This is a genomic window from Salinivibrio sp. EAGSL, from assembly GCF_013366455.1.
In the GTDB taxonomy this organism is placed as follows: Bacteria; Pseudomonadota; Gammaproteobacteria; order Enterobacterales; family Vibrionaceae; genus Salinivibrio; species Salinivibrio costicola.
This window is the reverse complement of sequence record NZ_JABWMG010000020.1, coordinates 1-12220: the sequence shown is the minus strand read 5'-3', so window position 1 is coordinate 12220 and position 12220 is coordinate 1. Positions and strand designations below refer to the sequence as shown.

The following is a 12220-nucleotide window of genomic DNA, read 5'->3' as shown; positions in this document are numbered from 1 at the left end:
ATGGAGGCGAGCAACATGGATGGCAATTTGCAAGTCAGCAGCCTGTTATCCCATGAAGTAGCACAAAGCGGTTGCCAGTTACTTAGTCAGCTTTTGTCCTGTGGCGGGTTATCAACCGATAAAGCCGCAGCGTTATTGACAGCCATTCCTACGCTAGAAAAGCTGTTGCAGCCAATTGTAGCTGGCGAGACAGATGGTGATGTAAAGGGAGAGAGCAACGCCTATTGCCTAAGCGCCTCTTTGCTGGATGCTTACAACCAACTCAGCCAAATAGGTGAATGGCAATTAGCACTTCTGGGGTTAAACCCAGAGGTGCGCGCACATTGGCTTAATTTAGCCGCTGCCCGCTGCCGTGAAGCCGGAGCCATGAGTGACTCGCAGGTGTTGGTTAAACTCATTCAACAATTGGGCAATGCCAGTGAGTGGGTGTTAGCGCAGTTGGAAAACACAAGTGTTACTACCGGGGCTACGCCACAAATTGTGGCAGGCCCCTTGGCGCAATTAGAGCGAGACTTACTCGGCCACAGCCTAAACGATAACGCTGCTATACCGGCGTTATGCCGTATTTTGCGTGCCTTTTTTAAGTTGCACACTTTGAGTGAACAAACCGAAGCCTTAACGCCTATCCAACCGGTCGATAGTAGCGCAAAACAGCTCGCCCACAACTGGTGTCGAGGTCGTTTGCTGGTTCTGCCGGACGCTTTGCTTAGCGAATACTGCCTTAATCAGCCGCTTAAACCCAATGACGATTGGCTGTTGGTGTCTCGTCCTGTCAATGATGGAGCGAAGCTTATTGAGCGCTTCGCCCACCAGCCTTGGTGGTTTTTATTAAGCCTAGTGAGTTTTGTGCAAGATGCATGGGCCGCCGAGCAGCGCGGCGGTCTATTGCTGACGCTGCCCGCCGGACAAAATGCCTTTTCCCCAGCTCAAGTGAACGTGACGGTGCAAGGCATTGATGGTGATGAAGTCAGCCTAGGTAATTTGGCCGAGTTTTTAATGCAGTTGCTGGGCGAGCTAAATATCGCACTTTACCCCGCGCTAACGAATAGCGCAGAAGAGTTTCAGCGATTGAATCGTGCAATTAGCCCATTAATTGCCGAGTTACTGGCAAACAAAATTTGGCAGTTCACTGAAGCAGGTCGAGGCGAACCAGGCCATTACCGGATTCACCCAGATTTTAGCGATGCCTGTTACAGCCTGCCGCTAGCACCGCTGTTTGGCTATAAAAGCCAACATTTACAACAGGCGATTAAGCAACTGGCTCAAACCAGCTATGCCAGCAAAAAAGTGCCAGCTCGGCTAACAGAATAAACAGTTAAAGGATTTTCGTGATGAGTTTTGAATTAGATGATGTGGTCGTCGATAAGCTAGCCAAGCAACACCACTGGGCGGCGACGGGTGTGTCGGACTATCCGCCGCGTGATCCATTGGTTGGTCAAAGCCGCTTTTTTAAGCGCTTTCAAACCTTTTTACACACGGTTGACCATGACGATGATCGCTTTGCCCATGTATTTGCCGTAGAGGCGGAATGGGGGCGCGGTAAATCTCGTTTAGGCCATGAGCTGGTGGCGCAAATTAACGACTGCTCGAAAGGGTGGTTTGTACGTGACGAGCAAGGCCAATTGCACGATCAACAGTTGTTTAATAGCGAAGCGCAAGACAAGTATTTGGCTTTGTATATTCGTTATTCGCAGGTCGCATCAGACTATCAAAACTCCGATAACTGGTTTGCTTTTGGCTTGTACCAGGCGCTATTGCCACTGGCGACCCAATCCTTTGATGGCTCCATTCAAAGTGAGATCGCTAAACAAGCCTACGAACGCCTAATGCCGTTTGGCTTTACTGCTGCACTATTGGCAGAGGCGCTGCAGCTGGACAAACAGCACAGCGAAGAAGCTCTCTACACCGACCAAACCCTGGTGGTTGAATTAGTGCAAGCGGCTTACGAGGTGCTCAAACGTTTTGGTGTGCAGTATGTGTTAGTCGTACTCGATGAGCTAGAAACCGTGGCCGAAGCCGCCACCTTTGGTTTAGAAGATGAACAAGACAAACGCCTCGATGGCCAAGCCATTCGCTTAATTGGTAAAGCCATTAAAGAAGAAGATCCACGCCGTAAACTGCCTTGGTTACGTTATGTGGCGCTATGTTCGCCACTTTTGGGGCAACAATTACGAGAAATTCAATCAGTGGCGCGCCGCTTTGAATTGGTCGAACTAGAGCACAATGCATTTGCCGATGTATCAGACTATGTCGCCAGCCTACTAAACGATGGCAAACTGGGTTTTGATTACCCAGCGGGTTTGGTTGAAGCTGCTTATGCCATGAGTGGTGCTAACTTCGGTTGGTTTAACGTGGTTATGGCCAATGTGGATGCAGTACTTAGCCAATATCAACAAGCGGACCGCAGCATTGACGATGTGGGTGAATTATTTGAAGCGGTGTTGGCTGGCTCTGGCCGTGTGGCCAAGCATGTACTCGATAAAGGCGCGATTGAAGGGATTCAAACTCGCGATAGAGGCTTATTAGGCCAGTGCCGCAGTTTGCTTTATGGCCAGTTACCTGTGCGTTTGGCCGATGTAAGCCAAGCAACGGAACTTTTGGCACTGAAGAATGAAGATCAAGAGCCAATAGCCGCGCACTATCGGAAACTGAGCATCGACCGCTTGCAGTGTCGCCAAGCGCTCGAGCAAGCTAAATTTCGCCGCGACAACGATGAATGGTATTACCCTGCAGTAGACCAAGCGCTCAGTTTAGATACCTTGCTGGATAACCTGCGTACGTTCTCGATAAAAGAGCAGGCTGCCAGTGGTGATAAAGGTGCAGTGTTATTGCCGCTGTCTAAAGGTGAATTTAAGTACTTATTGAGCTTATTGTACGATCACCCTGCCATTGAATTCGCTGCCGATGCCTTATGGCACAAGTTGGTCGGAGAAGCCGCCGAGCTAGATGCCAGTGAAGCGACCCACATTGGCCCGAGCGTGGCCATGTTATTACGTTTGGATTTGCGCTACCGAAGTGCACAACAAAACTCGCTGATCTTTAAAGAACCAAGCATGGGCGATGGTCACGAACAGGCTATGGCGACGCTTGGTAAACAAAGTAGCCAAAAGCCAATCATAAAAGCGTTAACTCGAGTAACTGGCTTTGTGCGTTTGCTGGACAACAACTGGGGCTTTGACGAGAGCCTGTTGGACAACAAAGCCGGGCAAAACGATGCGCCACTGGCGATTCTAACCGAGCCGAGAAGCCGCCAAGGTGGCCTATTCACGCTGGAAGGGTTTAAGTTGCACCCAGAAGGTAAAGCCTTGTTTGCATGGGTGAGCAACCTAAACGAGTTGGAGAGTCTTCATTCTTTTTCCACCGAATTCTGCCGTAAATCTGGACGTATGCCGGTATTGGCACTCACGGCCTCTGCGCATTTAATGGAGCAATATAGCCGACTAGAAGAAAACAACGAATTGCGCGATGCGATACTTTTGCACTACGTGAACCCAAGTGAGGCGGACCAGTTAGAGCGTATTGGTTTAAGTGTGGATGTTTGCCAGCAACATGGCGTGTCTTTGTGTCCCGAAAGCTTCACGGCTAAGTTTAAAAACAAACTGCATGCTCTGAGTACTTTTGCCAACGAGGCAATCCATAAATGGCGCCAGCGTTTGCAAAGGCGCGGCTTAATTGCATGGCCACTAAAAGTGGACGGCAAGCTATCACAGAATGATCGCGACTTGTTGTTCAAAGGTTGGTATCAGCTAGCTATCGCACGCCCAGAACTTAACGGTGTGCTGGATTTACAACAGCAGCATGGTGTGCCAGTGGATGAGCTCAGCAGTTTGCTGGACAAACTCAAAGTGCCAGGGAGCTATATGGCGAAGGGTTATACCGCTGATGAGCACGCTGGGTTGTTTACAGAGCTAAATAATGTACAGCGCAGCCAAGCACAAATTCCGTTGTTTTTAGCACGTATTGCTCACCCAAACAAACAGCATAAATGGCAGTTCGAACGCTTTAAACAGCAGTTCTATTTTGCCTATGTTGCTGAAACCAATATTACCGCCAAAGGTGTATTCAACGACTGGATGTGGTGGTGTGGCGAGCTGAATTTGCTCACTTTAGCCAATCCAAATGAAAAACAAGCAACGTGGGAAAGCTACCCGCGTTCCCGTTTAGGTAATGCAATTACCGAGGCGCAAAACTGGTTCAGTGGTAACGACCAAGACAGTTACAAAGCCAAAGTAGAAGTAATGAGCCGCGTGTATGGCTATGGCCGCATCAATGAAGTCTTTGCGCCGCTAGGTAAAAACCAACTGGGTTACGCCACGGTAGAAGCCAAAGAACAGCTGGAAAAAGCACAAACACTCTTTAGTGCTCTTAAGCAACAAGAGGAACAGCTGGAAGAGATTACCCAAGTGGGTGAGGCTCATATTTTAGCAGGGCTTGTTAATAAGCGCGCTGAAGTGTTGGACTTGGTAGCCAAAGTTAAGCCGTTGAACAGTAGCCAACCTACGCTTAAAGATGCGCATATTCTGGATTTGGAAGACAAAGGCACCTCACTCTACCAGCGAGTTGAACAGGCTTGCTTATTTGCTGAGTTTGTTGAGCGAAGCGCTGAGCGCATCAGTAATCGGCTCACAGACTTAATCAATGATGTTGACGCAGATTGTGCAACACTCAGCCATTTCCCTAAAAGTTTGTATACCAATACATTGCGCACGGTTGGGCATATTTTAGATGGTGCTTTAAAAGAGGATGCTAGCAGCGTGACGGGGAAAAAGGAGCAGCAGGCGGGCAGCGATACCTTATTGCACTACCTACGCAAACTCGATTTGGGTAAAGCGCAAGACAAGCTTTCTGCCCTTGCTACCGAAGTCGGGTTAAATCTGCACACAGAACAGCAGTTACCGATGGCTGAAATCCAAGGCAGTATTTTATCCAGCTACCGAAATTGTAAAGAGCGCTTTGAGAAGCTGATCAATAACTTAGATGAGCAAAGCCAACGTGCTCAAAAACTACAGCAACTGCTCAGTAGTGCAACTGCTGCGTATGAATATGCTGATGATATTGCTGAACTTCCCAAACTGGTAATGAAGTTGCAATTGATTGAAGACGCAATTGCTGATTTGCCGGTTGATGCTGAAAGTAAACGTCAAAGCATGCAAGCCAGTTTGCGTAATGGTCAGTTCGCGGGATTACGTGATTTACCGGAAGAGCTGATGAAATCGGCGCGTGGACAGATTGCGCCTATTCAAGGGCAGTTATTAAAAATAGAGGAACGTTTAAACAATGTTAAACGTTCCGCCATCGAGCAGGTAAATAGCTGGTTGCCAGTATTAAAGCCGCTATTAGCTTCCCAGCAGCAACCGCTACCTGCTGAGTTAACACTAAACGACGTCGCCAAATTAGGAGTCAGTGAGCTTGTGATGGTATGTGATAAGACTCTGTCAGATTGGCAAAACCAAGGTGAAGCGATTTTACAAGGCACTGGGCTAACGCTGGCAGAATGGAAGCCGGTTTATGATGCGTTAAGCCAAAACCAAGAGCCGATATTAACACCTGAGCAGCAACAAGGTTTAGTCAATAAAGGCATCGTCAAAATGCGCTTAACCTTTGCTTCAGTATTGTAGAGGTCATGCGATGAGCTTTTATTTGTCGTCGGCATTGGCTAACAATCGTAAAGGGCGCTTTTTACAAACGGTTGCAGGAGCAATACCACTCGATACGGAGTGGCTTAGCTCGCCACCAGCCAGCGGTTTGTTGTTGGTGCAAGCTGAAGAGTTGAACGAGAAACAAGCTTTAATTGGCTTGTTCCAATGGGCGATGCAAACGGGTTGTTCGGCTTTAGTTATTAACCCGCAGCCTGAACAGCATGTTGAGTTTGCCGAACTGCAACCAACACTGGATTGGACATTTGCAGCCGCTAGCTTGATCTCTGAAGACTCAGGATTAACGGCAGTCCTGGCAAGTGAAACCAACCAAGCCGTTGTTGGTTTTGCTGGTAGTGCAGATCAGAGGCAGCATATGGCGGGTGATGTGGTACATACTCGCTATGTCCGAAAACACAGCAATAGTGGTTTGTTTGCAGTCACGACTTTGCCTTTGTGGTCGTTAAATCTGCTTGATCATACTGAGGCTTTAGTAGACTGGTTAAACTGGTTCGTTGATCATGCAGGCGTCACAACACCTGTTGCTGAGGAAAAAGCAGAACTGGCGGCGTATTTGCCCGACAAATACGATTTGGTTGTGCTGTTGCTGCTTGACGCCGGACACGGTAAGAGCTTGGCGGAACTTGTTGACAATGACACAGTTAAGTTGATGTTCGATGTAAATAGTCTTGATGTCATTAAGCGGAGCGAAACATTGCAGCTGCATGGTTTTATCAATGAAGCGGGGTTAACTGAATCGGGCAAAGCCAGCTTACAAGCTTCGCAATATTGGGCTTATGCACCGCTACTCAGCGAGCAGTTAGATACGGGAGCGCTATGAGAATGAATGAAAATAAAACAATGAATTTAGCGCAATCACTCGCCATAGACAGCCAGCTTCGCTTACCAGGCAGTGCGGGGCGTTTACTTAAGCAAATTCGCGATATTGAGCAGGTAGCACCACTGTTTCGTGATGCTGGTTTAGTTAAGGCTGTTCCTAAGCCCACTGTAGTGAATTTAAGCGTGGCGGGTATCGCCACTAAATCGTGCCTAGATAAAGCTCTGGGGGGATTTATTTATGCCAGCGCAGCTGTACGAACAGATTTATTGATAGAAGAAAACAAGGTCAGTACTTCTGGTAGTGATTCAGTATCTGAACTGGATGATATTGATTTCGAAGCGCAACGAAAGCGGCTTGACCTGATTGAAATTCGCCAGGCGTATCAGTTGGTTGAAAAACAACTGTTGAGCAAAGAGCGCTGTGATTTAATTTTACTTGATACTCCTTTGTTTTTAGCGCGCGATATGGCGCCACTGGAGCGGAATGTTCGCCATAAGCAGGAATATGACAAAACCAAGCGAGCAATAGAATCCTTTTGGCAAAACCACCGTGCAAAGCTGTTCCCATGGAATAAGACGGGTGTGGTGCTAGCAAGCATTTTGGCCGAGCGTTTTAGTGCAATTGTGAGTATTGCCAAACAAGATTTACGCACTGAGCAGGGGCGAAAGCAGATTTTAGATTCGGACGGTTTTTCTAGTGAGTTAATGCAAAATCTGGCTGGACTGGACGAAAGTTTGGTGGGTGTTGGGGATTTACGTTTTATTAATGGCATTTTAGGTAACTACTCGCGGACCATTGCGTTTCGTTTATCTGAACAAGAGAACCGCATAGAACCAAGTGTCGAAGCGAAGCAAGGCCTAATTGGCTTTCATTTTCGCAGCGCACGTGGTGGCCAAATCAAAATGGTGCAGCTAGCTGGTGATGAACCTGATTGGCAGAGCGCAGATCTTGATTTAGTGGCATCTCGATTGATGGTGCTTGATATGCAGAACAAAGGCAATGCCATGCCTTTGCCGCAATTACTAGGCTATCAGCAGCTCGGCATTTTGCCGAAGTTTGCCAAGTTTTACCGTCAAGGTTTGCACGGTGCACTTAAGAATAATGATATTGAATCCGGCTGGTTGGCTGGCTTGGATGAGGGATTGAACAATGGCTTATAAAGTTTTGGGTAAATTAGTCGGTAATACCGGCGATGCCAGCCAGTTAACTATGGTGGTGCAAGATTCGTTTTCAGTGCGTCGTGGTGAATTTGTGCGGATTATGCACCAAGAGCGTAAAGACGAGGGGCAAGTGGCCGTATTAGGTCGTGTAACGAAGATCAGCCGAACCAATATGCTTTACAACGCAGGCTTTGGTGATGGCGTGACTGAGCTTGAGTTGTTGCCAGGCGCGAATGTGACTGGTGAGAACATGTTTGCGCAGGTAGAGCTGGTGGGATACCGCGATCCTGTATCTCGTCAGATCAAGATCCCGCGTCGCCCGCTTAATCCCGGTACTGCAGTTGAAACCGTTGATTTTCAGTTTTTGAGTGACTTTTACGAGTTCAACGAGCACTCCAGTTTGCACATGGGTAATCTGGTTGGTTACGACAAAGGTGAAAATACGGTTCCGGTCTTTATTGATGTAAACAAGCTAGTGACAGAGCATATGGCTGTGCTAGCGATGACGGGCTCAGGTAAGTCTTACACAGTTGGCCGTATTATTGAGCGCTTGGTTGCCGTTAACAATGGTACTGTCGTGGTGTTCGACCCTCACGGAGAATACGGCAAAGCTCTGGCTGGCGGTAATCTGCAATTCTCTAGCCTTTTGGATGCAACAGACGATAAGCGCGATCAAGAAGCATTGCCTCTGATTAAACATACTTTTGAAAAGTTACAAGCTGCAGGTGCGGGCATTAAAGTTTTCTCACCACAGCATGAATCTTTTAAACACAAGTATGCAAGCAAAAACACACCACTGGCGCTTCAATTCGACCATTTTGAAATGGATGATATTGCCGAGATTTTACCTGGGCTAACCGAGCCGCAACAGCGTGTGTTGGATGTGGCTATTCGCTATTGGCGCTCGGTGGATAAAACCGAACCACGTGATATTAACCGCCTACGATACTTTTTAGGTGATGGCATTGAAGAGCTAAAAGAGTGGGATGATCTCTCTGAAGCGGAAGCTAAAGCCTTGTCAGGTCGAAGTGCTGCTGTAGCATCAATGAAGCTCTCTCGCGTGCTCAATGAAGCTCAAAGCTTTTACAGTGCAACGATGGCCGAGCCAACTGACATTTATAAAATGGTCGGTCGTCCAAGTAATCAACAAGGCCGGTTGGTCGTTGTCGATTTACAAGGCTTGAGTGATACCGCGAAGCAAGTCGTTTGTGCTCTGCTCTCCAGTGAGATTCTAAAAGCGTCTTCAAGCAAAACAGACCCACTTCGTCCTTGCTTTATTGTGTACGAGGAAGGCCATAACTTTGCGCCGGCTGGTGGTAACGCAGTAAGTCACCGGATCATTAAGAAAATTGCCGGTGAAGGCCGTAAATTTGGTGTCGGTTTTGGCATTGTGAGTCAGCGCCCATCCAAACTGGACTCAGATGTGACCTCTCAGTGCAATACGTTGATTACCATGCGTTTGAAAAACCCAGACGATCAGCGTTTTATTGCCAAAGCTTCTGATATGGTCAGCAAGGCCGACTTGGATGAGCTACCGACTTTATCAACCGGTGAAGCTTTAGTTTGTGGTCGGTCTATTCCGGCCCCTCTACTTGTTAAGGTCGGTAGCAAGGCACTTATTCATGGCGGTGAATCTCCAGAAGTATTGCGAGTTTGGGGTTCATTTAATGGCTAATCTGCCCATGCCAGCGCTTGCTTGGGTAAGTGAAGCGTTTCCTCTTATGACTAGCGGAGAGTTATTGGACCAAGATGTACTGGTCCATAGTTTGGGCTGCAGTATTTGGAATACTTATGGTCATGAGCAATCTTATATGGCAGTAGTGGAGTGCCCAGCGCCGGGCACTTCTGGAGCCGATATTCGTTCAGATTCCGGCTGGTTTGATAAAAGCGCATCAACACCAATGTGTTTAATTGAGTTTGAACGCTTTGATGGCACTTCCCGAGGCCAGCAAAAACTTGAAGAGAAATTGAAGAACTTAATGGAAGCAGCGCAACGTTGGGACCATTCACCGAAAAGTTTGGTGCTGAGTGCTTGGAGTCAGGGGCTAGTGAATGCCCCTGATACGCAAAAACTTAAAGAGATCTGCCGCTCAGGGTTTACTTCATCCACGGGTAGCCAAGTAAGGGCATCGAACGATGTTGAAGTCGTATTTAGCCGTTTTCTGTTTGTTAAAAATCTAAACACTATCGCTTTGGATAGAATTCACTATGAGGTGTTGATATGAATGTAAAATCAGCACACTTTTTACCCGGCACAAACAAGCGATTAGGTGATAAATATCTATTGCTTGAATGTCTTGGTGATGGCAGTCATGGTTGGGTATGGCGTTCTGAGCGCTTAAATGATGGCCAAATTGTTGCTGTGAAAATACCTAAAGATATAACGAGGGAAGACCGTCAGCTTGCTGAAGGTAAAGAGTTATTGCAGGTAGAGCCTCACGAAAACATTGTACAAATTTTTGATATGGGCCGAATCGATAACGAATGGTTCTATATTGAAATGGAGTATTTCCCTAGTCAGACGTTGGCGCAAAAACTGGATGATAGACAGCGCAATTTTGGCCAAACCTATGAAAGGTTGTTCAGAATTTATCGACAAGTGCTTTGTGCTGTTCAGTATTTGTCTGAATTGCCAGTCCCTATCTCACATGGAGATATAAAACCGCATAACATCCTTGTTGGTGAACGTGATCTGGTTAAACTGACCGATTTTGGTAGTTCTGCGTTACCGGAAGAGATTTACGTTCGCACTCGGGAAAACGGTGGAACAGTGTTGTATTCCGCGCCTGAGTTTTCCAACGTGGATAGCCGTAAAGGAAGTTTAGAAGAGCTATTGCTCGGAGATGTATATAGTTTAGGTGTTTTGCTATATCAGCTGCTGACAGGTAAGTTGCCGCATGATACCCCTGCCCAGGTCCAGCGCCATGCACCTTTCAAGCGTCCTACCGAGATTAATAGTTCTATCCATGCGGATTTGGAGCAAGTCGTACTCACGTGTATGCAAAAACGACCGGAGGAGCGCTTTTCAACTATCTCGGCTTTGATGTCTGCATTCGATGCTGCTACCCAGAAACAGTTGAAGATTGGAGCTACCGCTCCTGTTTTTCAGGCAAAACCAGATCAAGATTGGTCGAGTGCGGTTCTTGAGGCGATGTCTGAGCAGTCATACAAGAAAGCCGCTCAGTTAGCGTCTCAAGAGTACAGCCGTAGTAAGGATCTTCAAGCTCTCCACCAGCAGTTGATTGCGTTGTACCGGGACAATAGGCTTTTCGACTTTGAAAAAGTGGTCGAGAACAATAGGTCATGTTTACTTGAAGGAAAGCTCACTCAATCTGCTGAGTTGTATGAGCTGATTGTTAAGGCGAATCTGCAGTTAAGAAATATTAATCAAGCTCAATTTTGGTTGCTTCAGAGAAAGCAAGTCGGAGACGAAAACTCCGCGACCATGTATTTAGAGTCTTCCATTCTTGGTCTTGAAGCCAAGTATCCAGAAGCGCGAGCATTGTTAGAAAAGGTTAACCAAGCCACGCCAAGAAAGCTTCACGTGCTTACTCAATTGATTCAGGTTTGTGAGCAAATGCGCGATTACTCTGGAGCGGTCGGTTATCTTAAAGCCACTTTGAGGTTATTTCCCGACTCCGAAAAGCTGACTGAAAAAAAACAGGTTTATATCAACATTGGTCTGTTGTGAGTTGTGTTGATAACTTTTCGAGGTTAGAGAAAAGGAGGTCAGAATGACGAGGGTGTTCATAGTTCTATGTCAACGATTCATCACAGAATCACGTAACCGCCCTCCCACGCAGGGAGAGCAGAGTATTCAGGTAGCGAGTTTTGTCGGCTTCTATGTCTATGGTTAGATCACTTTAAGCTGCTTTATGCCCGTCACTGAAAGGCTACCTTTAGCTGCTTACATGGGTACGACGGGGCTGCTGGCGGTTTGTCGTGAGTGGTAGCAAGGTATGCATTCCCACGCAGGAGCGTGGGAACGAGAGAAGAGGCTATGTCGACGACGCGGCACACTGGCGTTATTAGAGTGCCAGAGATTACATGGGTACGTCGGGGTTGCTGGCGGTTTGTCGTGAGTGGTAGCGAGGTATGCATTCCCACGCGGGAGCGTGGGAACGAGTTAAATTCTCTGAAAAAATTAATGCAGAGATTACGAGTGAGAACGCGAAACATGATGTTGTTACGAGTTACTCGAAATGGCAGGAAGTTGTAAGCTAATCGAGAGCGCATTCTGAATAAAGCGCCCTATGTTTGGGTTTGAGCGCTGTTCGCGCGTTCCCACGCTCCGGTGTGGGAGTGTATACGGAGTGTGAATAACGGGTAGAAGTCGTACCTCGTTCCCACGCTCCGGCGTGGTAATGCATATGGAGTGTGAATCATGGGGAGAAGCCGCTATAAAATCACCGAGCCTCACTTACCGCACTTCGTCACCTTGACCGTGCTGCACTGGATCCCGGTATTCACGCGCCCGGACACCGTCAATATCTTGCTCGACTCGTTGCGTTTTTTAAACAAGGATGGCCTAAAGGTATACGCTTGGGTGGTGTTAGAAAACCACTGTCATTTAGTGTTGCAAA

8 protein-coding genes are annotated in these 12220 nt (G+C 47.4%); all 8 read left to right on the top strand.

What is annotated here, in order from left to right; genetic code table 11:
* Nucleotides 1–1311: a hypothetical protein gene (locus tag HLG76_RS12320; RefSeq protein WP_217706575.1), complete on the top strand. Its 1311-nt coding sequence runs from the start codon at nt 1–3 to the stop codon at nt 1309–1311.
* A 20-nt stretch (nt 1312–1331) separates the two neighbouring features.
* The gene (locus HLG76_RS12315) at nt 1332–5618 is read left to right on the top strand and encodes a hypothetical protein (RefSeq protein WP_175993749.1); all 4287 of its coding nucleotides are present in this window, start codon (nt 1332–1334) and stop codon (nt 5616–5618) included.
* A gap of 10 nt (nt 5619–5628) precedes the next feature.
* Nucleotides 5629–6477: a hypothetical protein gene (locus HLG76_RS12310; protein WP_175993748.1), complete on the top strand. Its 849-nt coding sequence runs from the start codon at nt 5629–5631 to the stop codon at nt 6475–6477.
* Between the two features lie 20 nt (nt 6478–6497).
* Nucleotides 6498–7637, top strand: coding sequence for a hypothetical protein (locus tag HLG76_RS12305; protein WP_217706574.1), 1140 nt, complete (start codon nt 6498–6500; stop codon nt 7635–7637).
* On the top strand, nt 7627–9312 hold the full coding sequence (locus HLG76_RS12300) for an ATP-binding protein (RefSeq protein WP_077638405.1): 1686 nt from the start codon (nt 7627–7629) through the stop codon (nt 9310–9312). The genes HLG76_RS12305 and HLG76_RS12300 overlap by 11 nt, the downstream gene beginning before the upstream one ends.
* Complete coding sequence (locus HLG76_RS12295; RefSeq protein WP_254877688.1) at nt 9260–9862, top strand: hypothetical protein; 603 nt, start codon at nt 9260–9262, stop codon at nt 9860–9862. Before HLG76_RS12300 ends, HLG76_RS12295 begins: the two co-directional genes overlap by 53 nt.
* On the top strand, nt 9859–11328 hold the full coding sequence (locus tag HLG76_RS12290) for a serine/threonine-protein kinase (protein ID WP_077638404.1): 1470 nt from the start codon (nt 9859–9861) through the stop codon (nt 11326–11328). The genes HLG76_RS12295 and HLG76_RS12290 overlap by 4 nt, the downstream gene beginning before the upstream one ends.
* A gap of 693 nt (nt 11329–12021) precedes the next feature.
* Nucleotides 12022–12220 (top strand): hypothetical protein (locus HLG76_RS12285; RefSeq protein WP_217706573.1); only part of this gene is annotated, 199 nt, incomplete at its 3' end.

Excerpts from the sequence above, each read along its gene's own strand:
- HLG76_RS12320 (WP_217706575.1), top strand. The coding sequence starts at position 1 with ATGGAGGCGAGCAACATGGATGGCAATTTGCAAGTCAGCAGCCTGTTA.
- HLG76_RS12315 (WP_175993749.1), top strand. The coding sequence starts at position 1,332 with ATGAGTTTTGAATTAGATGATGTGGTCGTCGATAAGCTAGCCAAGCAA.
- HLG76_RS12310 (WP_175993748.1), top strand. The coding sequence starts at position 5,629 with ATGAGCTTTTATTTGTCGTCGGCATTGGCTAACAATCGTAAAGGGCGC.
- HLG76_RS12305 (WP_217706574.1), top strand. The coding sequence starts at position 6,498 with ATGAATTTAGCGCAATCACTCGCCATAGACAGCCAGCTTCGCTTACCA.
- HLG76_RS12300 (WP_077638405.1), top strand. The coding sequence starts at position 7,627 with ATGGCTTATAAAGTTTTGGGTAAATTAGTCGGTAATACCGGCGATGCC.
- HLG76_RS12295 (WP_254877688.1), top strand. The coding sequence starts at position 9,260 with ATGGCGGTGAATCTCCAGAAGTATTGCGAGTTTGGGGTTCATTTAATG.
- HLG76_RS12290 (WP_077638404.1), top strand. The coding sequence starts at position 9,859 with ATGAATGTAAAATCAGCACACTTTTTACCCGGCACAAACAAGCGATTA.